Source organism: Pedobacter steynii, assembly GCF_900103665.1.
GTDB classification, from domain to species: domain Bacteria; phylum Bacteroidota; class Bacteroidia; order Sphingobacteriales; family Sphingobacteriaceae; genus Pedobacter; species Pedobacter steynii.
The window spans coordinates 147,374-170,363 of record NZ_FNGY01000014.1 but is presented as its reverse complement, the minus strand read 5'-3'; the positions used below and the strand labels follow the sequence as shown (position 1 = coordinate 170,363).

General features: G+C 39.2%; 21 protein-coding genes. 6 read left to right on the top strand and 15 right to left on the bottom strand.

The window, feature by feature from the left end; genetic code table 11:
* Positions 1-3: 3 nt before the first annotated feature.
* The 6 genes from BLQ87_RS29685 to BLQ87_RS29660 form a co-directional block, all read right to left on the bottom strand.
* The gene (locus BLQ87_RS29685; protein WP_083362122.1) at positions 4-1,167 is read right to left on the bottom strand and encodes a DegT/DnrJ/EryC1/StrS family aminotransferase; all 1,164 of its coding nucleotides are present in this window, start codon (positions 1,165-1,167) and stop codon (positions 4-6) included.
* Positions 1,164-2,606, bottom strand: a complete 1,443-nt coding sequence (locus BLQ87_RS29680) for a lipopolysaccharide biosynthesis protein (RefSeq protein ID WP_074612528.1) — start codon at positions 2,604-2,606, stop codon at positions 1,164-1,166. Before BLQ87_RS29680 ends, BLQ87_RS29685 begins: the two co-directional genes overlap by 4 nt.
* Positions 2,597-3,583 carry an acyltransferase family protein gene (locus BLQ87_RS29675; RefSeq protein ID WP_074612527.1) on the bottom strand — a complete coding sequence of 329 codons (987 nt, stop codon included), beginning with the start codon at positions 3,581-3,583 and terminating at the stop codon, positions 2,597-2,599. Before BLQ87_RS29675 ends, BLQ87_RS29680 begins: the two co-directional genes overlap by 10 nt.
* Positions 3,584-3,594: 11 nt before the next feature.
* On the bottom strand, positions 3,595-4,170 hold the full coding sequence (locus tag BLQ87_RS29670; RefSeq protein ID WP_074612526.1) for a UpxY family transcription antiterminator: 576 nt from the start codon (positions 4,168-4,170) through the stop codon (positions 3,595-3,597).
* Positions 4,171-4,262: 92 nt separating this feature from the next.
* Complete coding sequence (locus BLQ87_RS29665) at positions 4,263-6,572, bottom strand: GumC family protein (protein WP_074612525.1); 2,310 nt, start codon at positions 6,570-6,572, stop codon at positions 4,263-4,265.
* Between the two features lie 31 nt (positions 6,573-6,603).
* Positions 6,604-7,362 (bottom strand): polysaccharide biosynthesis/export family protein, encoded by a 759-nt coding sequence (locus BLQ87_RS29660; protein ID WP_074612524.1) that lies wholly within the window; start codon positions 7,360-7,362, stop codon positions 6,604-6,606.
* 511 nt (positions 7,363-7,873) lie between these two features.
* Between BLQ87_RS29660 and BLQ87_RS29655 the strand changes: the two genes are divergently transcribed.
* Both BLQ87_RS29655 and BLQ87_RS29650 read left to right on the top strand, forming a co-directional pair.
* Positions 7,874-8,533, top strand: coding sequence for a YEATS-associated helix-containing protein (locus BLQ87_RS29655; RefSeq protein ID WP_143010587.1), 660 nt, complete (start codon positions 7,874-7,876; stop codon positions 8,531-8,533).
* A 112-nt stretch (positions 8,534-8,645) separates the two neighbouring features.
* A complete protein-coding gene (locus tag BLQ87_RS29650; RefSeq protein ID WP_074612522.1) occupies positions 8,646-9,077 on the top strand; it encodes a hypothetical protein in 432 nt (143 codons plus the stop codon).
* Between the two features lie 10 nt (positions 9,078-9,087).
* Here BLQ87_RS29650 and BLQ87_RS29645 read toward each other — a convergent pair whose 3' ends face one another.
* The 3 genes from BLQ87_RS29645 to BLQ87_RS29635 are packed head-to-tail and all read right to left on the bottom strand — an operon-like array spanning position 9,088 to position 11,606.
* Positions 9,088-10,461 (bottom strand): NAD-dependent succinate-semialdehyde dehydrogenase, encoded by a 1,374-nt coding sequence (locus BLQ87_RS29645; protein ID WP_074612521.1) that lies wholly within the window; start codon positions 10,459-10,461, stop codon positions 9,088-9,090.
* Positions 10,462-10,493: 32 nt separating this feature from the next.
* Complete coding sequence (locus BLQ87_RS29640; protein ID WP_074612520.1) at positions 10,494-11,129, bottom strand: M23 family metallopeptidase; 636 nt, start codon at positions 11,127-11,129, stop codon at positions 10,494-10,496.
* Positions 11,130-11,138: 9 nt separating this feature from the next.
* Positions 11,139-11,606, bottom strand: coding sequence for a DinB family protein (locus tag BLQ87_RS29635; protein ID WP_074612519.1), 468 nt, complete (start codon positions 11,604-11,606; stop codon positions 11,139-11,141).
* A gap of 756 nt (positions 11,607-12,362) precedes the next feature.
* On the opposite strand from BLQ87_RS29635, the gene BLQ87_RS29625 reads away from it, so the two are divergent.
* The 4 genes from BLQ87_RS29625 to BLQ87_RS29610 all read left to right on the top strand — a co-directional run bounded on the left by BLQ87_RS29625 (position 12,363) and on the right by BLQ87_RS29610 (position 15,833).
* Positions 12,363-13,868, top strand: coding sequence for a malate:quinone oxidoreductase (locus BLQ87_RS29625; RefSeq protein ID WP_074612517.1), 1,506 nt, complete (start codon positions 12,363-12,365; stop codon positions 13,866-13,868).
* A gap of 226 nt (positions 13,869-14,094) precedes the next feature.
* The gene (locus BLQ87_RS29620; RefSeq protein WP_074612516.1) at positions 14,095-14,619 is read left to right on the top strand and encodes a hypothetical protein; all 525 of its coding nucleotides are present in this window, start codon (positions 14,095-14,097) and stop codon (positions 14,617-14,619) included.
* A gap of 28 nt (positions 14,620-14,647) precedes the next feature.
* The gene (locus BLQ87_RS29615) at positions 14,648-14,980 is read left to right on the top strand and encodes a hypothetical protein (RefSeq protein WP_074612515.1); all 333 of its coding nucleotides are present in this window, start codon (positions 14,648-14,650) and stop codon (positions 14,978-14,980) included.
* A gap of 100 nt (positions 14,981-15,080) precedes the next feature.
* Entirely contained in the window at positions 15,081-15,833 is a 753-nt protein-coding gene (locus BLQ87_RS29610; protein WP_074612514.1) for a TlpA family protein disulfide reductase, read from the top strand.
* Between the two features lie 146 nt (positions 15,834-15,979).
* Here the strand turns inward: BLQ87_RS29610 and BLQ87_RS34185 are convergent, their stop codons facing one another.
* The 6 genes from BLQ87_RS34185 to BLQ87_RS29585 all read right to left on the bottom strand — a co-directional run bounded on the left by BLQ87_RS34185 (position 15,980) and on the right by BLQ87_RS29585 (position 22,989).
* Positions 15,980-16,102 carry a transposase gene (locus BLQ87_RS34185; protein WP_262502389.1) on the bottom strand — a complete coding sequence of 41 codons (123 nt, stop codon included), beginning with the start codon at positions 16,100-16,102 and terminating at the stop codon, positions 15,980-15,982.
* A 304-nt stretch (positions 16,103-16,406) separates the two neighbouring features.
* Entirely contained in the window at positions 16,407-17,048 is a 642-nt protein-coding gene (locus BLQ87_RS29605) for a hypothetical protein (protein WP_074612513.1), read from the bottom strand.
* A 41-nt stretch (positions 17,049-17,089) separates the two neighbouring features.
* A complete protein-coding gene (locus BLQ87_RS29600) occupies positions 17,090-18,286 on the bottom strand; it encodes a 6-bladed beta-propeller (RefSeq protein ID WP_074612512.1) in 1,197 nt (398 codons plus the stop codon).
* Positions 18,287-18,365: 79 nt separating this feature from the next.
* Positions 18,366-18,830: a hypothetical protein gene (locus tag BLQ87_RS29595; protein ID WP_143010586.1), complete on the bottom strand. Its 465-nt coding sequence runs from the start codon at positions 18,828-18,830 to the stop codon at positions 18,366-18,368.
* Between the two features lie 38 nt (positions 18,831-18,868).
* Positions 18,869-20,125, bottom strand: a complete 1,257-nt coding sequence (locus BLQ87_RS29590; protein ID WP_143010585.1) for a hypothetical protein — start codon at positions 20,123-20,125, stop codon at positions 18,869-18,871.
* Positions 20,126-20,130: 5 nt separating this feature from the next.
* Positions 20,131-22,989, bottom strand: a complete 2,859-nt coding sequence (locus tag BLQ87_RS29585) for an outer membrane beta-barrel protein (protein WP_074612509.1) — start codon at positions 22,987-22,989, stop codon at positions 20,131-20,133.
* Between the last annotated feature and the right edge of the window lies 1 nt (position 22,990).

Genomic DNA, 22,990 nt, shown 5'->3' with positions numbered 1-22,990 from the left:
GGATTAAAAAGTATGACCATTGATTCTTTGAAGGTTATTGTCGGCGGGATTGGTTTTGATCTCTTTTCTCTTCAGCAGGACGGGTTCCTGGTAGTTCTGAACCCTCATGATCAACCTGCAGATGAGGTCAAGATCTGCGGTCGTCAATGTATGGTAGAGTGGCAGACAAAGAATCCGCTTCACGACATCATCGCAGATTGGCATTGCAGTTTGGTTCACATAATGCAAACTGGAGAGGGAAGGATAGAAATACCTCCGGCAGTATATTTTTGCACCTTCCAGCTTTTTCATGCATTGCTGCATGAGGACCTCAGAGTCAAAAAGAACGGGGAAATAAGCAAAGTTATAGTCCATGTCTGCATTGAGCTTAGGGAATTTTCCTTTGATATTTTTTAACCTTTTGAAGTAATGGTAGGATAGCTTCCTCCGGGTTTCCAGAATCTCTTCAATGTGCTTCAGGTTACAAAGCCCCATTGCGGCACGGAATTCACAATTTTTAGCATTGATGCCTGGCCCGGAAAAGGATTCAGGGCCATTGTGGCCGAAGTTTCGCATGCCGGCCATGATTTTCAGCAGTTTAGGACTTTTGGTAAATACAGCGCCGCCCTCAATGGTATGGAAGAGCTTGGTGGCATGAAAGCTGGCCGTACTGATGTCGCCGTAAGCAAATACGGATTTGTTTTTATAGGTCGTCCCGAAACAATGGGCCGCATCATAGATCACTTTCAGCTGATGCTTGTCGGCAATGGCTTGTATGGCATCAATATCACATGGGTTTCCATAAACATGCGTGGCAAGGATAGCTGTGGTTTCGGGCGTAATAGCGGCTTCAATTTTAGCAGGATCGATATTGAAAGTTTCGGGATCAATGTCTACATATACGGGGGTACAACCTTCCCACACAATACTGCTGGTGGTGGCTACATAGGAGAAGGGTGTGGTGATGACCTCTCCCTGAATCCCGAGTGCTTTGATGGCGAGTTGAATGGCAATGGTGCCATTGGATACATATAACAGGTGTTTGATGCCCAGATATTCCTGAAGTTTCAGCTCCAGTTCATTCAGGAGGGGACCATTGTTGGTCAGCCATTGGCGTTCCCAAATGGTATCTACATAGCGTTTAAAGTCTTCTGCTTTTGGAAGAAATGGTTTAGTTACCGGAATCATTTTTTAGCGATTAGTTGTTTGAAATCTGTTATTGCAGTAAGCCGGAAAAGGTTGCTCATCAAGAGGTAGATCAGGGCGTAAAATAAACCGCTGATCAGCATCCTTGACCAATCCTTCAGCTGTAAGGATCCGGCGAGGTAGGCATCCAGGAAATAGCAGCACAGTCCAGTGATGGCGGCCATGCCGAGGATGGGCAACAGGTCTGCTACCTGTTCCATAGTCGGGTAATTGATGAGTTTGCCGCTGTAACTGGAGTTGATATAATACCCTAAAAAGTTAAACAGCAGCTGGAAGTATAATAAGCCATAAATTCCAAAACGGATGACGCTGAGGATCCCGATCAGGCTAACGGTTTTCTTGACGACTTCCAGTTTCAGCAGGAGGTCACTTCTTCCTTTTACTTTCAGGATGTTCAGGTTGTAGGCATGCAGGGGGTACATGATCCCGGCGATACAAAGAATCTGAAAATAAGGAACTGCAGGGAGCCATTTTTCGGTGAGCATAAAGCGAAACAGCGGCTCGGCAATAATGCTCAGGAAGATCAAGGCCGGGGCATTCCAGAAAATCACCTGCTGCATGATTTTCCGATAGACGGTCTTCAACTGGCCGTTATTTTCTGCGATCTCGGAAAACATGGGATAAGTCACCTTATTGATGGCGTAAGAAAGGTTGGAGACCGGCAGCTGGCTGATGGCTTCCGCTCTGGAGTAATAACCCAATGCGGTAACGGAATAAAACTTTCCGATAATCAGCACATAAATGTTCTGATGGATGCTGTCAATAATGCTGGAAAGGGCAACCTTATAACCGAAACCAAAGTGATACTTTAACTGCTGCTGGTCGATAATCCATGAGGGCCGCCAGGGAGAAGCCATCCAATGCATCACAGTAGCGCAAATGGCAGCAAAAAGATTCATCCAGACGAGGCTCCATACGCCATATCCCATTCTGGCCAGGATCACGCCAAGGATACCTCCGGCGATGGCGGAGGGAATCTGGATATTGGTTTGCTTCCGGAAGTTCATTTCCTTGGTCAGGATGGTGTTCTGAACGGCAAAAAAAGCGTTTAATATAATGATCAGGCCATAGACCCTCAGTACTGCGCTGAGTACTTCCTGCCGGTAAAATTGCGCCACGAGGGGGGCAATGAAGAACAGGAGGAAATAGATGAAGATGCTTCCGCACAGGTTCACGAAAAATACAGTCGAGTAGTCTTTCTGGTCTGCCTCCCTGGTCCGGATGAGGGACGAAGTTAAGCCGCTGTCCATCAACACATGGCCTACGGATATAAAGACAGATAGCATGGCAATCAATCCGAATTCTGCCGGTGCGAGGATTCTGGCCAGCAGGATAGTGATGATAAAGCCCACAATCTTAATACTGAACTGTTGGCCCAGCGACCAGAATACTCCGGCAATGGTCTTTCTCTTTAATTCCATAAAGCCGTCTTTTTTCCAGCGTTGCTGAGGTAGTCAATCACGGGTTTTTCAAACCAGGTGGTGATCAGGTAGGCGGTCAGGACCATGATAAAAATAGGCCAGAGCAACAAAAGGTAATAATTCGTGATTCCTTCCCGGATGAGCCACAATTGTATGGTATGACCGATATGCTGATGGATCAGGTAAAGCGCATAAGAGATCTCGCCGATAAAGACCAATGGGCGGAACCGGAGGAAACCGGCCTGTCTGTACACAAAGAGGTAAAAGAGGGCACAGAACAACGCAGTAACGATAAAGTCGATGCGATGTGGCGAAAATAAGCTCAGCAGGAGCGCAACCAGAATTTGTAAATGCCAAAGCCAGCTTTTGTCGCCCTTCCAGATCTTATAAAAACTGATCCCCATCAGGAATAAACTGCCGTAATACAATTCCGGATGGTATTTATGCCAGAAGCAAACGGCAAAGTAAAAGAGCAGGAAAGCAAGGCCAACATATTTCATTTTCGGAACCAATTGGAGCAGGAGCAACAGCAGCATAAAGCCATAAAAACACAATTCAATGAGCAAAGACCAGTAGACGCCATCAATTGCCCTGGTTCCGAATAAGGAAGGAACCATACTGATGTTGACGAGCAGCTCTTCTGTTGTCCGCTTCAAAAGCGCCGGGCCAAAGTATTTCATAAGGAAAAATGTAAGGGCCATGCAGAACCAGAAGGTTGGATAGAGCCGGATAAAACGTTTATAGATGAATTCTCCCGGATGTTTTACTTTTTCTATCGTCATGAAGATGACAAAACCACTGATGATGAAGAACAGGTCTACGCCATAGCGGCCATATTCAAATTCCCAGACCGTTCGGGTCAGGTTGGTGTCGAACTTCTGCCCAAAACGGGTGGTATAGTGATAGAGTACTACAGCAAGTGCGGCAATGCCTCTCAATCCGTCTAATTCTGTGATTCTTAACCTAAGGTGTTTCATGTGGCTTCAGGTTAGTGGCGGATGAAAGTGTTTGCAACCAGAGAGGCCTTTGCAGTAGGAGGAGTCTTTGCAGCAAGAGGAGCAGGGTTACTGCTGCTTAACATGACATCAGAAACCGGGATATTGCTCAGCAATGCACAATGCAGGTGGTCAAAGACCATGATGACGTTTTTCCCCTGTACTTTGATAACGGTACCTTCCTGGTTGTAAAAAAGCCCGTTTTTTACCCGAATCCTGTCGCCGGTACTGATTTCACGTAAGCTGACTACTTCTGCATCGGAGCAGTATTGGATGTAATGTTTGATCTTTTCAATCACCTGGTCACGAATCACCGCAGGCTTCGCCATATAATAGACGAAGTTGAGCACCCCCAAAGTCTGACGGACTTTATATTCTTCGCGTTCATTGATGCAGACAAATACATAGGAGCTGAAAAGCGGAAGCTCAACGGCCTTTTTCCGGTCTGTCCATTGACTGATCACTTTTCTAACCGGACAGTAGGATTCAATTCCCTGCATTTGCAAAAGGCGGTCTACTTTTTTCTCCCATCTCGGACGGGTATAAATCACTAACCATTGTTGTTTCATAATGAAGGCGTTTTGTTGAGAAAAGGATACAGCTTCGCTACCTCAGTCACATGAGTGGGTTTGTTGGGCTGGAAAGGTTAACGTTTTGGGTATTAGTTGTTCAGTTGTAATCCGTAGCCATAACCGTATCCGGCGTAGCCATAATTGCGTTTATTCTCGTTTTTTGTATCGTTAAACACGACCATAGGGTTGTTTAACTTTTTATGGTCATAGATATCCCTAAGGATATTCAGATGGAGTTTGTCTGTATAATTGTACCTGACCAGGTAAATACTGGCATCGGTATAGGAGGCGAGGCTGAAGGCATCTGCCACCAACCCGACGGGTGCAGTATCGATGATGACGTAATCAAATTTTGTCTTCAGGGCCTCAATCATTTGACCTATCCTCGGGTGCATCATAGTCTCCGCCGGATTTTCTGGTATTTCACCGCAATCGATCACCGAAAGGTTAGGGGAGAGCTCCGACTGCTGAATGATCTCCTCTATTTCCATATCTTTCTGCTCCAGGTACCCGGTGATCCCAATGCCTTTTTTCATTTTCATTTTTTCAAGGAGGTCGGGCTTCCGCAAGTCAAATTCCAGAATCACCACCCGCTTGTTGACCGATGCGAGGGTCATGCCCAGGTTCAGACTGAAAAAGGTTTTTCCTTCTGATTTCATGCAGGAGGTGACGAGTAAAACCTGATTGGGCATTCCTGAGTTCATAAAATGAAGGTTGCTCCGGATGTATCTGAACAATTCAGACATGGTAGAACGGCTGTTGCTCTCCATCACTTTCGTCTCATTTTTATCAAGATGGCTGAGCACACCGAGCAGCCTGACGCCAGTTAACAGTTCAATGTCTTTAGGGTCTTTCACCTTATTGTTGAGGAGTTGTTTCCCATAAATGGTTGCCGCAGGAACAAGACATCCAAAAAGAACGGCGGAGAGGTAGATCAGTTGTTTTTTTGGCGATACCGGGATAGAATGGTAGGCCGGTTTGTCTATGACCTGCGAGGTGGGCACGGTTCCGGAAAGAGAAAGTGTGGTTTCTTCTCTTTTTTGAAGCAGGTATCGGTACAGGCTCATCTTTACCGCCTGCTCACGACTCCTTTCGAGTAAACCCCTTTCTACTGCTGGTGCAGAATGGATTTTGCTGCTGAATTGGGAGGCCATAGCGCTCAGGTTGTTCCTTTCAATCAGAATTCCCTGTTTGATGTTGTGCAGGTTTTCCTCAATATTGGATTTCAGGGTGATGAGCTGATCGGTCAGGTTCAGCACCAAAGGGTTGTTGGCATTCGAGGTGCGCAACATTCTGTTCCGTTCCTGTTGCAGGGTGTTGAATTTGCTGGTCAGTTCGTTTAACGTAATGTTGTTAATGCTGAGGGAACTGGGCACCATTTTAAACTGATTGTTGTTCTGCCCGAGGTATCTTTCCAAAGATTCGATCACGCGGAGCTGCACTTCGGCAGCAGACAACATTTGACGGTATTCTCCGGATTTAACCATATTGATCTGTGCATCGGCACTCACATCGGTCACCATGTTGTCCTGTTTGTAGCTTTCTACATCCTGTTCTACATTCGATAAATCCCGGCTCAGGTAGGCGAGTCGTTTGTCTATAAAGTTGATGGTGTTGACGGCAATGATGTTTTTCTTAGTCACATTCTCATCGTTATAAGTCTTAATGAGCGTGGTCAGAATGTCGATCCCACGCTGAGGAACGGCATCCTCAAGACTCACCACGACGGTGTTGGCGTCTTTTATGATGGGAAGTACGCTGAGCCTGGTCTGACTGTAAGCTTCGGTCATGGTGTACATGTTATTGAACTTAATCCTCACCGGACTGTTGTTCTTCCACTTTGCAGGTCCTTTCTGAACACGAAATGCATATCCTGTCCTCCTGATTTCTTTTCCGTATTCATAGACCTGATGTTCATCTTTGTCGCCGAGCATAAAGCTGCTTTCGTTTACCGGTTGTATGGTTAATGACTTGGTATAGGCCAGTGGACTAAGTGCAATGACGGTTATTTTTAAGGGTAAGGAGTTTCCATAGAGCTCTTTGTCTTTTAACCCTTCTTTCCGAAAGTAGGAGGTTTCCAAAGAAAGGCTTTTGAGTACCTTATAAATCAGTTCTCTGGAACGCAGTACCTCCATTTCATTGTCTACTTTTTTATCGGTATGGAACATGTTCAGGTCGCTAAAGGCGGTTCCTTTGAGTTCACCATCGCCTTTTTTGTCGTCCTGCATTAATAAGGTACTGCTGACTTTGTATTTGGGGGCAACGGTGCTCAGGTAAAAGAAGGCTGTGGCCATACTGATTACAATAGCGATCAGAAAGGCATACCAATACTTGAGGTATTTCATTACCGATTCCTTCATGTCTTCCGACAGGCCCGTCATTCTATGGTTGGTAGTCATGGTGATTATTTTTACGTTTTTGGAGATGGGTTTACCTGATTAAGGCGGTAACCAGGACGGCGACTGCAGAGATACAGGCCGTGACAATGGGCAGTGCACGGTTATTCGGACTGAATTCTTTCTCTTTCGATTTGTCCGGTTCCACATAAATGACATCATTCTGTTGTAAATGAAAATATGGCGACTGAAATACTTCCTGTTTGTTCAGGTTTAGCCGGACCATGTTGCGCTCCCCATTGATCTCACGGATCACGAGGACGTTTTCGCGCTTACCATAAACCGTCATATCTCCGGCCATTCCCAACGCTTCGAGTAAATTGATCTGTTCGCCGGGAACGGTGAAGGAAGCAGGTTTGTTGACTTCCCCGATCACAGTGATCTTGAAATTAAGGAGTTGTACATCTACAACCGGAGATTTGACGAACTTATTCAGTTCCTGGGTGATCAGCTTCTGGGCATCCTCAATGCGGAGTCCTTCAACTTTCAGACTTCCTACTACAGGGAGGGTCACCATGCCACTATTATTCACTTTGAAACCAGGTCTTTTGTTGCTGCCATCTGCATCTGCCGCTCCGGTACTGCTGGCAAATAAAATATTGGATTCTGTGTTTAAACTATTCACAGATATGCTCAACAAATCATTCTTCTGAATCTTGATTTCTGATTCATACATCCGGATCTGACTTTTGGAAAGTTCAGACAGATTGCTGAAATAAACCAGGTTTCTTTGTGGTGTGCATGCGCATAATGCCAATGCGAATAGGACCAGTGAGCGTTGTAGTTTTTTCATGATGATACGGCGGTTATTCTTTAATAAATAATGTCATTTCTATAAGGTGAATTAAAGTTATGTATTTATAAATCAGAAGAATGTGATGTGATAATGTTGCAGGTAAACTGTTAAATCTGGGCAGGGTATTTTACAGAATTCCGGGGCAGCTGTGCAGGCGATTTACAGTGTTTTACAGGAACGATTTACAGAAGAAAGATGGTGAACGGGGAAAGTACCAACCTGTTTTGCCAGTTTTTCTGTCAGAAAATTTGTCGTTTTGCTTTTTATTGAATAAACCTGAGCATTTATGATAAACCGCAATGAGCGAACCGGATACTGATGTTAGAATAACAGAGGTTGAAAATATTTTATTGAATTGTTATAGGTGTATTTGTTTAGGCAATAATTTGATTTTATAGATAAATATTTGTTTAAAGGAAATTTGTTTAACTCGTTATTGCTATTTAGCTTAGTGTGGTATTTGTTTTTTGTAAAAATATCATTGTTATCATACCGAAAACTTTAAATTATGCACTACAATCATTATGTTATTTTAATGCTGATCATGTTGGGGTCAGGATTACTTGGAGGGCTCTCCAATTACTTTATTCTTTCTGCTGAAGAAGGAGCATCGGTAACGTCTGGAAAGGGGTTTTTGATGAGAAAATCGTTGATCCTGGGGATTACCGCTTCATTTATGGTGCCTTTATTTTTAACCACGATTTCCAGTGATATTCTGGCCAGGCCCGAAGATGGGACATTTGATAAGAATTACCTCGTTCTGGCGGGCTTTTGTCTATTGACGGCAATAATGTCAAAACGTTTTATTGAGGGTTTATATGAGAAAGTGATGAAGGCAGAGGCCAATGCCAACCGGGCAATGGATAAAGCAACGGAGGCCATTGAAAAACTGGAAGCCGTGGAAGAATCACTGAGCGAAGAAGAGCATGATGGGGTGGCAGCTCTTTCTGCTGTTTTTAAGGCTAAAGACCTTACGGATGAAGATAAAGTGTTAAGTTCATTTACGAACAGAAAGTATCTTTACCGCTCTGGTTCAGGAATTGCATCAGAATTGAAGCTGGACCGGATAATCGTAAAAGATACCTTGTCTGCATTGGTTGAAGAAGGAAAAATACGGACCAAATTCAATAAAAGAGGACACCTGCTTTATGCGTTAACGGGCAGTTGATCTTTTGGTTAATTTATCTTTTTTTTGCATTGATCTTAATTTGTAATATGAGTTCAAATTTTTTATATTAGGATTGCACTATAAACTGATCCGCTTCTAAATTTTTGAATTTATGTTTGATGAACTAAGTAAATATAAGCAGGGAAGCTTCTTTTTCCAGTCGACGGACAGTTTGGCAGAGGTATGTAACGTTCCCAAAAATAAGTACGGTTTATATCTGGTATACGCACTAAGCAAGGGAAGGGTGGAGTTGGTTTACATTAACAAATCAGGTCCACCGGAAAAAAAAGGTGCAGTAAAAGACCCCAGGGACATTGCCGATGACCTCAGGGAAAACCTGTTGAATGGTTACCAGTTTGGCGAAATTGAACGTAAAAACTCCTGGCCGGTTCAATTGATGATTGAAGATATAGAAGCACTGCATGTTCATTGGTATGTTACTTCTGATGAGAAGAACAACGATTTACCTGCAACGATTAAATCAAAGATCCTTCAGATCTACAGGGGGATTTATGGACATCTGCCACGTTGGAACGAAGCCTGAAAAAGGTTGTTTATTTTACATAAACCGTTTTGATGTTTACAAATTCCCTGATGCCAAATGCGCTGAGCTCTCTTCCGTAGCCGCTTTGGTTGATTCCTCCAAATGGTAATCTTGGGTCCGACTTCACCAATGAGTTTACAAAACATGAGCCTGCATTTAAGCTTTTAGCTGCCAGTTCTTCTCCATGTTTAACATTAGCGGTGAATATTGCGGCACCCAGACCAAATGGGCTATCGTTGGCAATTCTGATGGCTTCTTCTTCATTTTTTGCGGATAAAATCAAGGCTACAGGACCAAATATTTCTTCTTCATATCCAGGCATCCCTTTCCTGATCCCCGACAATACCGTAGGCGTATAATAAGCATGCTTGCCCTTGAAATCCGGGATTTTGCCACCAAGAAGACATTTTGCTCCGGCTTCGATATTGTTCTTCACCTGCTGGTGGAGCTCGTCTCTCAGGTCTGTTCTCGCCATTGGGCCAAGGTCGGTATGTGCATCAAAAGGATCACCTGTTACCTTCGACTGCATTTTTTTCAGAAAGATGCGGGTAAACTCTTTTTCAATTTCCTTTACCAGAATAAATCTTTTTGCCGCAATACAGCTCTGGCCGTTATTGATGAGTCTGCTTTGCATACAGATTTCAGCCGCCTGCTCCAGATCTGCATCTGCTAATACAAGGTATGGGTCGCTGCCACCCAATTCCAGAACTGTCTTTTTTAAATAATATCCTGCCTGTTGGGCCACCTGTTTACCCGCTTCCGTACTTCCGGTTAGGGTAACCGCTTTTACCAAAGGGTGGGCAATCACCTGTTTTACAAATTTACTGCTGATGACGAGTACCTTGAAGATGTCTTTTGGGAAACCTGCTGCAGTGATCAGTTTTTCAATCGCGACTGCACATCCCGTTACATTGGAGGCATGTTTTAACAATCCGCCATTGCCGGCCATTAATGCCGGAGCCAGAAAGCGGAAAAGCTGCCAGAAGGGGAAGTTCCATGGCATTACGGCCAGAACGACACCCAATGGCTGGAAGCTGACATAGCTTTTGGAGGCTTTCGTTTTTATGGCTTCGTCTTTCAAAAATTCTGCGCCGTTAGCGGCGTAATAATCACATACCGCTGCGCATTTCTCGATCTCCGCAATCCCGGCAGGAAGGGGTTTCCCCATTTCTTTGGCCATCAATGTGGCCAGTTCCAGTTTCCTTGTCAACAGTAGGGCAGCAGCATTTTTTAACAGCTCAGCGCGTGTTGAAAAAGAGGTGTTCCTCCATTTCAACCATGCTGTATGTGCTTTTTCGATTTTTCCGGAAACTTGTTTTTCGGAATCTTCTTTGTAGGATTTGATTAATTTTCCGTTGGCCGGATTGATGGAAATGATACTCATTTTAAATGTTATTGGTCATAAGATAACACTGATTATGGCTTCAGGTTTTCTTTAATAAAAACGAGTGGATTGAAAAAACGCAGGTCCAGTTGTTGTTTATTCATGGTTAACCAGCTGGCACATCCATAATCATCAAAGCTTTTCCGGATTTCGAGGTGTAAATGATGGTAATCACCTCCATATTTCCTGGATTCTGCCGGGGTAAACAAGCGGGCGATTTTTACATTTTCATCTACCTGCTGTCCATTGCTCACATAGACTTCTTTTAAGTGTTTGTAGGAAGTAAATATGAATTTACCATTGGGTAATTTATGTTTCAGGACTACCGTTCTCTGGTTTTCGCCCAGGTGTACCGAACAAACAATGCCTTTTGCCATTGGATAAACGCTCACCAGTTTGCTTTTGGGTTTTAAAGGATTGATGTCTATTGCGGTATGCACATGCCCTTTAAGGTAGCTGTCGCGATGGTCTCCGAAAATACTGACCACTTTAATTTGTTTAGGGTCTTTGCGGTTGGCGACGTCAAAAGGAAGATACCAGGTACTGGCTACCGCTACCGGCGCAGTAGCTGTGTAATAAGGTTTCCATCGGTCTTTATCGCGTTCAATGGTCATAGGTAGGTCTGGAGCCAACCATAAAAGTAACATCGGGAACAATAATAATTTCATATGCTTTGATTAAATAAGACGCTTCAATGCGAGGATGTATCCCAAATGAATGCCTTCGTGTAGTGGTAAGTAACTGATGATGTCGTTAATGTTGTTCAATTCCAGTCCCATACCATTTACCCATGGGGTATAGTTATCGAACTTATGGTCTTCCAGGTCGGCTTCCAATTGTTCTGCTGTGTTGACCAACAGGGATTTAATGAATTCAATGTCTCTCGCTGAGACCTGTTGTTCCGGTTTTGTACCGGGCTTATAGGCCTGAATGAATCCTTGGGGTACCAGGGGGTCTTGTCCTGCTTTGACATAACAAAGATTCTGCTGACTGGCAATTAAATGTGCGATGTTCCAGATGATGTTGTTGTTGAAACCATCGGGGACCTTATTTAATTGTTCCGTGGTTAATTGTTCTACCGTTTTTAATACGGCAAACCTTAGTTTTTTTAGGGTAGTTGCCTGAGGGAAACTTTCGTTGGGCATGACGCGTAGGATATAATGTTTAAAATCGAAAAAATGGTAACTATAATTATTTTGAAAGATAGTTATTTTCTAATTTCAGACAGCTGATTCCTTGAAATAATATCTTCTGCAACGCCGTTTTTTTACTGGTGTAAACCTTTAGTAGGAATACTATAACTGTATAGTTACATCAGGAATAAGCTCGTAAATCTGACCTTGGAAACTGATAAAATTCAGCTTCGGAACATCGAAATACCTGCTTTTACCTAAGCTAGGTCTGACCAGGCTCTAACCTCGGTCTATACTCGGTGCTAACTCGGTCAGAAGCGTATTAAAGGCGGGTAAGCAACGTGTGTAAAATGAGCTTGAAATGCGGATTTCAGTACGCAATTATGGTCTTGTCTGAATTGAGTCAAAATGAGGCCGAAATCGTGGAGTTTAATACGGCTTTTGGAAGTTTAGATAATGCCCTAACTTGATTAAGTTCAGTCCTTCTGATACTGAAAATGAACGGTATGTCCCGTCGGTTCAAAAATGACAAAAAAATGAGTAAGGAGCTGGATGTTATGCCTTTCTATTGTTTTTGTGAATATTACGAGATAGCAGGAAAGAAGGGTGTCAATATACGCAATAAAATTAGATGCAATGAAATTTTACCTCAAATCGATCTCTCCTTTTTGGGCCTGTTCAAAAAAGAGAGAAATAATTAGGGAAATATCTGATTTTTTGAAGTATTATTTGATTATGTATTGTATTTTTGCACAAAAATTCAAATAAATGACTCGTAAGAATAGTAATTCGGAAAAAACTGCGGATGTTGTATTGATTGGAGCAGGGATAATGAGCGCAACACTAGGGATGTTACTCAAAGAATTGCAGCCGGATATCACCATAGAAATTTTTGAAAGACTGGACGTTGCTGCGGCAGAGAGTTCTGATGCCTGGAATAATGCAGGAACAGGACATTCTGCTTTTTGTGAATTAAATTATACCCCACAATTGGCTGATGGTTCAGTGGAAACCGCAAAGGCAGTAGCCATTGCAGAATCTTTCGAAGTATCCAAACAGTTTTGGTCCTTCCTGATTGAAAATAACCTTGTAGGATCGCCGGAAACATTTATTAAGAGCATTCCTCATATCAGTTTTGTATGGGGAGAAAAGAACGTGGAATTTTTGAAGGAGCGTTATGCAAAGCTTCAGGAAAGCCTGCTTTTTCAAGGGATGAGCTATTCTGAAGATCCTAAACAGTTAAAAGAATGGATGCCATTGGTGATGGATCAGCGTGATCCTGCCGAAAAGGTAGCCGCAACAAGAATGACGCTGGGAACGGATGTGAATTTTGGCGCTTTAACGAGAATGATGTTTAATCACCTTCAGAAAAAGGAAAATGTAAACATGCATTTTCACCATGAGGTTAAAAAACTGAAACAGAAAAACGGACTTTGGGAAGTAAAAGTAAAGGACGAAACAACCGGAGATAAAAGAGTTGTAAAAGCAAAATTTGTATTTATCGGAGCGGGTGGCGGATCTCTTCCATTATTGGAGAAGTCTGACATTCCTGAAGGAAAAGGTTTTGGTGGTTTCCCGGTAAGCGGGCAATGGCTGAAATGTATCAATCCGGATGTGATCGCAGAACATGATGCAAAGGTATACGGTAAAGCTTCAGTAGGTGCGCCACCAATGTCTGTTCCGCATTTGGATACCCGAATGATCGACGGAAAAAGAGCTTTGCTTTTTGGTCCTTATGCTGGTTTCTCTACCAGATTTTTGAAACATGGTTCTTTGATGGACCTTCCGTTATCAATTAAAGTAAACAATATCCGCCCGATGATTTCTGCCGGACTGGATAACCTGCCGCTGACAAAATACCTGATCAATCAGGTACGTCAATCTCCGGAAGATAGGATGGAGGCATTAAGAGAATATTTGCCAACTGCTAAAATGGAAGATTGGGAACTGGAAACTGCTGGTCAGCGTGTTCAGGTAATCAAGAAAGATGAAGAGCACGGTGGAATTCTTGAGTTTGGAACAGAAGTGGTTACGGCTGCGGATGGTTCTATTGCTGCATTGCTGGGCGCTTCTCCAGGTGCATCTACTGCAGTATCCATTATGATTACGCTAATGGAGCGTTGCTTTGGCGACAAAGTGAAAAGCCCGGAATGGCAGACAAAGCTGAAACAAATGATCCCTTCTTATGGACAGTTGCTGAGCAATAATGTAGAAATGACGAAAGAGATCAGGTCAAATACGACGGAAACTTTAAACTTGCAGGCTACAGGTTAAGGGTCGACTGATCGAAAAATATAGAAAGGGCTTTTGGTGTTAAAACCAAAGGCCCTTTTTAGTATGTACTTTTTTTATGATTTTGACTGTGATTGATTATGTTTGGTATTTAATTTTAGTGTAATTATTTATCTTATTATTTAATAATAAATTTGTTTAAGTGGAAAGTGAATCGCTATAATTGGTTGATTGTTTTTTTTGATAGGAAACTTTAAGCTGTGTTTTATTGGAATCTGCTGTAGATATTTATGGGAAACTTTTGATTGCTGTTTTTAGCTTTATTGCTCCTTCAATGACCTTGTTAATGGGGCTTTTTGGAACAGGAATAACGATATATAGAAAAAAGAACGAAGATTTTTTAAGACAATCAGAAGACCTGTTAACAAATACCAGTAGCCTTCCTGGTACCAGTAATGAGAATAAAATCAGTTTTATTAGGGATAGAATTAAAAACTTGGATCTGATAAAAAAGGAAATGGAAAGAGATAATAATTTATTAAGCCCAAAACGACAAGTAAAGCGGATTTTTATGCCATTGTTGCTGTCTACGATTCTATTAATAGTTTATTATTACATCAATGAAGAACACTTAAAGGCCCTTGTCTTTATTAGGATTGATCATCTTTCATTATTCTTAAGCTTCTGTTTATTGTTTTATGCAATTGGGGTATTGTGGCAAATTTTTTGCAAAATTATAGAAGTTAAGAACTTTGGTGAGATAGGAAATAAAAGAGAAATGTTAGTAATATAGATTTTGAATAATTTAACCTTGTAATGAAATGACTAGATTTAAAGTAATTGAGATTGTCGATATTGATGTGATTAAGTTGTCCCCTGATTGGAAAGTGATAGAGGATGGTGTTGAAATTTCCGGACAAACGGTAAAAATATTGGGTTATACTGCAACCAGAACAGAAGAATTTGAAGTTGAATATACTATGGATAAATTAAAAATACTACTCCTAAACAAAAGTGTATTTCTTGCAAATCCTGTTTTAATCCCAGATGATGAGAATATGCAGGCAAAAATTTCTTGTAAAGTACTCCTTAATGATATTGATATAGCGAATTACTTTCCGGAATACAGGCCAAAATCGTTACATCTAATCTAAGTAGGTAAGCGCGCAAATTTCCTGGCTGTCAATCTGTGGCAGCCATTATGCATCTCCTCTTGTTAAATATGCTATATTAGTTGTTCATCTAAATAACAAAATGAGATCAATATCCCTTGTCATTCTGCTGCTTTTAGCGCTCAAAAGTTACTCCCAACGCAATCTATATACTTTTAACAATGGCAGTTTTGTAGAGGAAGACAAAATAAAGTTATACTTTGATGCAGCAAAGAAAACACTGCCATCTACCCATGAGATGACAACAGTCATTTATCATAAATTGATGAAGAAGGATACTGTTATCAATTATATAAGTTTTTCAGTTTCAAAGAAAACATCAAATAAGGAATCTGCAGTGTTTAAATTTGAATATAAACAAGATTCTACATTTCTATTGCTAAACCAGATGCTTCCTGCATTCAAATTGAGGGATATGAATGGGAAAGAAATTTCCTCTACCCAGCTTTTGGGTAAACCAACGTTCATTAACTTCTGGGCCATCTATTGTGGTCCTTGTATAGCAGAAATGCCTCAGTTAAGCAGGCTTAAAGAGCGGTATAAGGACAAAGTGAACTTTGTATCTATTACGGAGAATAGTACAGCGGACGATCACCTGTCTGACTTTTTGAAGAATAAAGATTTCAATTTTCAAGTACTGGATGGTGGTCAGGCTTATAAAGATGAGTTGAAAATTGCGGCCTTACCCAGAAACCTTTTTATTGACAAGAATGGGGTATTGAGGTACATACAGGGTAATTATCCAGCGATTACAGGGACAACAGATATGGCCATTGATGACAAGGACAATTACTTTACTAAAATTATTGAGGAGCTGATTAAGAATTCTAAATAGCTTCTTCTTGCTCTGGACATGTGTTTGCATTATAAAAATGATGGTGCCGACACGACCAGCAAAAGTGAGGAATAATCTGGTGAACCAATCTTTTAATAAATAAAGGCAGTACGCAGAAATCCAGATCTTTCCATTCAAATTTTCAATTAAATTTCATTCTTTCCCAGCCATAACCCCAATGCTTCATTACGGTTTTCCATAGTAAGTTCAACAGCCAAATAGATAGTTTTATTGATGACCTTATTACTTTCTCTTACTTTGAAAACAATAGCTTCTGCTTACATCTTTTAAATTCCTTTCTCTAATTTACATAAAAATGGGATCTAAGTTTTTACCTCAAATCCCATTTACACATTTTTTTGGATACTGTCTTCATCTGTAAACCTTGGTTATAATCCTTTTTTACGATGTACGTAAGTAGATGACAAAATTGTTATTGGTGATTGTTTTAAGACCAGAATGTCATTTATCTACTTTACATTATGTTATTGACTTCAATTTAAGTTTCTCAGCCAGACCACTTGGTAGGACGGATACATACCACCTAACTCCAATTCATGCGTAATATTGAGATTAAAATTTGCTTTCTATACGTTTATAAAAAGTCTCTGATAGATATTTAGATTCAATAGAGATTATAAAAGGAGTATTAATAAGTAAATCTCTATCAGAGGTAAACAAATATGGAATTTGTTTTTTATCAAAATCAGGCAGTAAAGATTCCTCAGCAGTTTCATAAATATTTAATTCTATACCTGACCGAAGCAAGAAAATTTTGATTTCATCATCTAAGTGATCTGTTAGGAGAATAATTCTGTCTCTTCCAATTTTCCGTCCCAATAGATTAAGTGAATTTATTTGATCCTTTATGCAAGATGAACATGCAGTCCTGAAAAACCTAAATAAAACCTTTTTGCTGTTTAATATATTACTCAATTTAACATACTGACTTTTTGTTTTTTTTGGATCAAGAAGACTATACTGTATCTGTTTCACTTGAATGTCTCTTATGGGTAATTGTATGATATCTAAATATTTAAGTACAGATGATAAAGAATTCTTTGCTTCAGTTAATTCAGATTTCTGATTAGCAATTAAGCCGTTCATTTTGATTTGATACTGAGCTATTTTGTCTCTGCTATTTGATTTATTGTATAGTAAAATTCCATTACAAATAAGTAAAATCACAAAAAGATATAAGTATATATTTCGCATAATTTTAGTAGTTCCTAATAATAAGTATTCTATATTTTGATTTATTTTAAAGAGTATACCATGATAGCAGGATTCAAATTTTCTATGCCTTGTCTTTTTTGACTGTTTAGAAAAGTTAAACTGCTCATTAATTTTTCTTTGATTTTTTGATCCTTGGTTTTTAATAGCGTATTTATATAATCAATATTAGATGAAATATCATCAGGACGATATACCCCAAATAATTCATGTTGAGATTTACCAACGACAGTAGAAAAAAACATGTAGTTTAAGTCATTAACAATAGTACTTCCATAAATTGGAATATTGTTTTTTTTATCATAAAAGCAGTAATGCTTAACGAAATTAGAAGTAAAAGAAAAGTATGCTAAGTCTTGAAATTCGTAGAAATCGGTTACATTATATGCATATTTGTTTTTAATTAGCGTGTTTAATCTCTTATTCTTGTCATCACCAAAAAGTATTCCAATATCATCCTGTTTTACCTTATATCTTCCAAAATCTATATAATATTTACTGGACATTTTTTCCTCTTTGTGAAAAAAAACGGTGTCGCAATAGGGTTTGGTAACATCTATTCCGTTATTAAAATGACTAAACATTCTTTCACTGAATAAAGATGAGTAGGATGGAATTGGCTTGAAATAGTATTCTTTATTTGAGTTCTTCATCCCATTTACAAAAAGATCACCTATGCCAAAAGAACTATTATTCCGATAGATATAAAATATGTCGTTATTTATAGCAAAATTATCTCCCCAGTGGTTTGTCACAAGTGACTCAATATATACACCATCGGAATTATATTGAATAATTTTATTTTGGTCGTTATCATACATATACAACTTACCCGAATATTCATCTATATCAAAATCTGTTAAATTGATATGCTCTGAAGGTCCCTTGCCAACTTTTCCAATCTTACCCACGTATTTTCCATTCAAATTATACACAAGTATTCCTGAATTGTTTTGTTCATCCAAGATGTAATATCTGTTCTTGAAAGACATTATTTTTTTTATTTTACCAATGGTACTTTCTTTCGAGTATTCGAGTGAAATAATTCTAACGTTATTTGCAAAATTTGATAGATTAATTTCAATGCCTTTGCCTGGATCGGGAATTGATATTGCCTGAATTTTAGTTGAATCTATATCAGGGCGTTTTTTTTTATGATTACATCCAATACCAATCATAGATAAGCAGAAAAAAATAATCATTTTTTTTATATTTTCCATTAAGAAAAGTTTAGCAAGTAGAAGGGTTTCAAAGTAGAATTGGAATAGCCAATCCTACTTTGAAAAAGAAATGATTTAATTAGTGTGGCTGAAAAGATTTTATGTAATCTCCGCAAGAATAGCCTGTACATGAAGAGAGTTCGCCTCCTCTTTCGCAGTTATATGCTGCTTCCGGGATTTCAAATAAAGCACTCCCCGTGCTACCTATGGAAACTGTAAAGAGACCAAATATTTTTACACTAGTATTTGCTTTCGCGGTAACTTTGACGGTACAATTTCTGAATACCTTTTTATAGGTTTTGTTACCATTAAGATCTGTACCTGTGCTTGTATCTGTGCCTGTGTCTTCCTCCGTATCTGTATCGGTTTCGGCACCTTGTAGTTCAATTTCCGGCTCATCTTCCATAGCTGCCTTCTGTTGATGGGAAGATGTTGTCTTTAACCGTAATTCTCTGGCGAAATTGGAATTTACGTTAATGATCATCGCAATTGCAAACGCAATTACAGAAGCAATTTTTAAAAATTTGTTTTTCATTTTTTTCATTTTTTTGTTTAAAAATCTGTTATATATGATGGTGTGCACTACATCCAATTGTATGTGTATATTAAAGTATAGGTCATAAGGCCAATTAGGTATATTGCAGTTATCAGATTAAGAAGAACTTTTCTGACTGGTGGAAGACTGTCTTTGAAATTTATTGTGATGAATGCCAGTATAAAAAAGAATCCTACAGAGCTCAAATAAATATATCTGTCTGCAATAAATGCTTTTCTAGCCATTGGAATGATATGTAAAGCGAGTACAAGATTGATTAGGAAAAAAAAAGATCCAAAAATTATATGCCGTTTATTTTTCTTAAAACACTCGTATAAAGCAGCAAAAAATATGAAGGAGAGAAATGGATAGAACCAATATTTTTCCGGGAAGGGTTTTCCAATTTGCATTGGAAATTTGTAGAATTTAGCAAGATTTATTGGAAGAAATAGTTTAAACAGATATTCACTGAAACTAAAATTGCTTAAAATTAAACGCTGCCAGAAAGGATAATATTTATGCGCTAAAGTGTGATGAAAGCCGGTATTTTGTGCCCATATCTCAATAAAACCAAAAGTAATTGCCAATAGGAAAAATGGAATCTTTTCTTTAATGACATTTTTGCTCAGAAGATTACGATTTAAAAGATAGTCTACCGCTACCAAACAACAAGGAAATACCACGGTTTGTTCTTTTGCTCCAAACGACAAAATAAACAGGATCATAGCTAAGTAATAATTACTAATTTTTTTTTCTTCAATGAATTTCAAATAGGAGATAAGACCAAGTAAGAATAAAAATGAGTACAACAAAATCTTGGATGCTGCTATCCAGGCGACGGATTCGACCTGCATTGGGTGAATGCCGAAAAGAAGAGCTGTAAAAAAAGCGATTTCAACCACTCTGGTTTCAGGAATTTTCTTGTTTTGGTGATTTAATAATGAGAGATTAAGGATCTTTTTAATAAAACAAAATACCAATAAGACATTTGTAATATGTAAAAAAATGGAGGTCAGGTGATACCAAAAGGGCTTTAATCCAAAAAAAAAGTAAATTACCCCATACATTAAAGTATTTACAGGAGAGTATTGTCCGGAATGAAATGTACTGAAGTATTTGATAATATTTTCAGCCGAGAGATTATAGATCTGATAGTTGTTGTATAACATCCATGGATCATCTGTTTTGGAAAAATCTTTCGTTAAAGCTGGTGAGAATAAAATTAAGACAATAAATATTAGGCAGATAGATTCCTTCTGTTTTGAAACGACTTTAAGGTACGAGGCTAATTTGAGATCGCGCATATGAATTATTCTGTTTTTTTTTGATTGATTTTTTTTCCAAACTGCCTCGGATAATATACTAATGAGGTCATAAAGTATTGGCGTAACACATTTTGTGTTCCCAAAACCTGATTGTTTGCAGTAATTCTGCTAATAATGCTCGTATTCTGACGCAGCAGATCCAATGCAGAAAACTTAAACTCCATATTGTTACCTTTTAAGAAACGATAGGATGCACTTGTATTCCAAATGGTGTAATTAATGGGTTTTAATCCGGAGGAGGTATTGCGATTAAAACTAATGTTGTTATTGATGGAAAACTTTTTGGTTAATTTATAACTGGCACTTATGGTAGTCAAGCTATTTACATTGTCAAATTGGACATGGTTAAGTCCGGCCTGTTTTGAGCTGTAAGTGCGATATTCCTCACTTAATTCGAGAGCCAGTAAATCTTTTAGCGTATAAAAGATCTTAATACGACTGGTTGTGCCAAAAAAATTCGAATAATTTAAAACGCCATTGATATACCCCGGATTTCTGCTATGGCTGAAAGAGCTGGAAAGACTGAGCTGAATTTCGCTTGTCTTCAGTTTATAGGCTTTATTTATGCTCCCCCCATAGCTGATATATTTGCTGCCATCTGAATTGACTACATAATTTGTCCTTATATTTTGTGCATCAATAAGCATACTGTCTGTTAAATTGTTTTTGATCATTGCTGCCTCAATAGCCAAACGATAATCCAGCTTGTTTTTCGTTCTTAAAATCCTATTCTCAAAACTGAATGACAATGACTGGGTGTAAGAGGATTTCAGATTCAAATTCCCTTTCTGGATATAATATAAATTAGTACTGTCGACCAGCGGTGCCAGCTGCTCTATATTTGGAATATTCATTTTAGTGGAATAGCTAAGGGAATACTCTTTATAAGAGTGGCCAAATTGGTTATCTGTAAAAATTGCTGAGGCAAATGGTAAGAATCTTTTGTATAAAAGATCTAAATTTTGAAAAGACTTTTCGGAACGATTGGTTTGGGACAAGAAATCCACTTTTGCCTGTACTGAAATTGCCAGGCGTTTAATATATCGGTTTGCCATTCCCTTTGCATAAAGCTTCTGAATTGTAAAAGCCGGCGATTCCCTGATTGACCTATAAGAACTGACATTAGTTAAATGAGGGTTAACTACGTAATCATTTAAAGATGGATTTATATCTTTTATATTGCTCTGCTCTTCTTTATTGAGCAATGTCAGATAATTAACTAAATTTAGAGATACCCGGGGGAGCCTTTTATCTCCAAACAGGACCGTTTTTAAATCAGAGAACGACAGTTTAACTTCCTGGTTTGTATTGGTTGATTTTAGATCATACAAACGGTCAAATCTTTTGTTCTGTTGATGATCAATAAAAGAAATAAATTCGGTAATGTTGTTTTTTGAATTGTGATTTTGCTCGGTTGAGATTTTGTAATTTAAATTAAAACCAAGCGATTTATTTGGACCTAAGAGTTGTTTCTTCCTGGAATAAGCCGGACTTAAATTATAGTTTATACTAAATGTTAAATTTGTCCCATCTCCACTCGAGTTATCTTTACTATTGTTCGTACTTATCAATTGATGCTTTTCATTTTGTGAACTCCTGGAAGTTTCCCCGGTGCCGATGTTATGATTGATACCAATTGAATGCGAAAAATTTACGTTGCTATATTCGTTAGCCCATTTATAGCTGGAGTTAAATATTTGGTGTGTTCTTTCTTTATTGTCATTGCTGCTGGCATTTTCAATTACAGTATTGGCATTCGCTAAGGCGGTAATCGTTTGTGTATTAGACGATGCTTTTTGGTTGGAATTTTGAAGAAAATAATTGCTGGCTAATGTACGCTGCTGATTGGGACCTTTATTGTCTGCGAAATCATAATTGAAAGTAAATCCACCTTCAGTAGGACGCTTTATTCCCGAAAGTCTAAAGTCTGGCATATAGTCAATACCTGCATAAACGCCTTTAAACGTACTGTTTTCGAGTAAAGTACTGATATTGGAAGCAACTTTATTGACATTATTACTGGCTCCTGCGATAGTTAGTTGCATTTTCGGCGAGAATAAATTCAAACTGGCATCAGTTTCATATCTTTTATCCGTTCCAAGCCCAATTCCGATCTTCCCAAAATACCCTATGTTTTTGCCTTTTTTGAGTTTTAAATTCATCTCAAGAGTTGAATCCTGAGGATTGTCTTTAGGGGCTGTATTGTATACCTGTATTTTTTCGAGCGTATTTTTTGGCAAATTTTGTGTCGCAATCTTAGGATTACCACCAAAAAAGGGTTTGCCATTGACCAATACACTTTTCACCTCACGTCCGTTCACCGTAATTTTTCCGTCTCCCCAAAGTGTGATATTGGGTATTTTACGCATTAAATCTTCAACCACAGCATTGGAATCCAGTTTAAATGCGGCTGCATTAAATTCTAATGTGTCACCATTCATGGTGATGGGTGGTACCGAAATGCTGACTTCCTTTAGCGTAACCGTTCCGGGACTGACCTTCAGGGTTTTTAAATCAATAAATTTGGTGTTTTCAGGGATGCTGAAAATTTTGTTAATTGTCTGGTAACCAATGTGACTGGCTTCAATTCTTAAAGGTGTATTCAGAGGCAGATTTTTGAAATTAAATTCTCCATTGTTGTTACTTACCTGATAACTCAACAGGCTGGAATCTGCCACTTTATAAACAGATAAAGTGGCGGAGCGAAGTAGATAGTTACGAACAGTATCCCTGAGGATTCCTTTTGCCGATCCGATGTTCACGGGGATTTTCTGTTGTGCGTATACCGGATGAGCATGGAAAAAAAAGGCAATGATGATAATGATGAGGGGACGTAGCCACATT

What these genes read in the sequence shown, in the direction of transcription:
- BLQ87_RS29660 (WP_074612524.1), bottom strand. Translation starts at nt 7,362, where the DNA reads ATGAAAAAACTACAACGCTCACTGGTCCTATTCGCATTGGCATTATGC.
- BLQ87_RS29650 (WP_074612522.1), top strand. Translation starts at nt 8,646, where the DNA reads ATGTTTGATGAACTAAGTAAATATAAGCAGGGAAGCTTCTTTTTCCAG.
- BLQ87_RS29685 (WP_083362122.1), bottom strand. Translation starts at nt 1,167, where the DNA reads ATGATTCCGGTAACTAAACCATTTCTTCCAAAAGCAGAAGACTTTAAA.
- BLQ87_RS29640 (WP_074612520.1), bottom strand. Translation starts at nt 11,129, where the DNA reads ATGAAATTATTATTGTTCCCGATGTTACTTTTATGGTTGGCTCCAGAC.
- BLQ87_RS29600 (WP_074612512.1), bottom strand. Translation starts at nt 18,286, where the DNA reads ATGGAAAATATAAAAAAAATGATTATTTTTTTCTGCTTATCTATGATT.
- BLQ87_RS29665 (WP_074612525.1), bottom strand. Translation starts at nt 6,572, where the DNA reads ATGACTACCAACCATAGAATGACGGGCCTGTCGGAAGACATGAAGGAA.
- BLQ87_RS29595 (WP_143010586.1), bottom strand. Translation starts at nt 18,830, where the DNA reads ATGAAAAAAATGAAAAACAAATTTTTAAAAATTGCTTCTGTAATTGCG.
- BLQ87_RS29680 (WP_074612528.1), bottom strand. Translation starts at nt 2,606, where the DNA reads ATGGAATTAAAGAGAAAGACCATTGCCGGAGTATTCTGGTCGCTGGGC.
- BLQ87_RS29645 (WP_074612521.1), bottom strand. Translation starts at nt 10,461, where the DNA reads ATGAGTATCATTTCCATCAATCCGGCCAACGGAAAATTAATCAAATCC.
- BLQ87_RS29655 (WP_143010587.1), top strand. Translation starts at nt 7,874, where the DNA reads ATGCACTACAATCATTATGTTATTTTAATGCTGATCATGTTGGGGTCA.
- BLQ87_RS29625 (WP_074612517.1), top strand. Translation starts at nt 12,363, where the DNA reads ATGACTCGTAAGAATAGTAATTCGGAAAAAACTGCGGATGTTGTATTG.
- BLQ87_RS29590 (WP_143010585.1), bottom strand. Translation starts at nt 20,125, where the DNA reads ATGCGCGATCTCAAATTAGCCTCGTACCTTAAAGTCGTTTCAAAACAG.
- BLQ87_RS29615 (WP_074612515.1), top strand. Translation starts at nt 14,648, where the DNA reads ATGACTAGATTTAAAGTAATTGAGATTGTCGATATTGATGTGATTAAG.
- BLQ87_RS29605 (WP_074612513.1), bottom strand. Translation starts at nt 17,048, where the DNA reads ATGCGAAATATATACTTATATCTTTTTGTGATTTTACTTATTTGTAAT.
- BLQ87_RS29675 (WP_074612527.1), bottom strand. Translation starts at nt 3,583, where the DNA reads ATGAAACACCTTAGGTTAAGAATCACAGAATTAGACGGATTGAGAGGC.
- BLQ87_RS29670 (WP_074612526.1), bottom strand. Translation starts at nt 4,170, where the DNA reads ATGAAACAACAATGGTTAGTGATTTATACCCGTCCGAGATGGGAGAAA.
- BLQ87_RS29585 (WP_074612509.1), bottom strand. Translation starts at nt 22,989, where the DNA reads ATGTGGCTACGTCCCCTCATCATTATCATCATTGCCTTTTTTTTCCAT.
- BLQ87_RS29635 (WP_074612519.1), bottom strand. Translation starts at nt 11,606, where the DNA reads ATGCCCAACGAAAGTTTCCCTCAGGCAACTACCCTAAAAAAACTAAGG.
- BLQ87_RS29610 (WP_074612514.1), top strand. Translation starts at nt 15,081, where the DNA reads ATGAGATCAATATCCCTTGTCATTCTGCTGCTTTTAGCGCTCAAAAGT.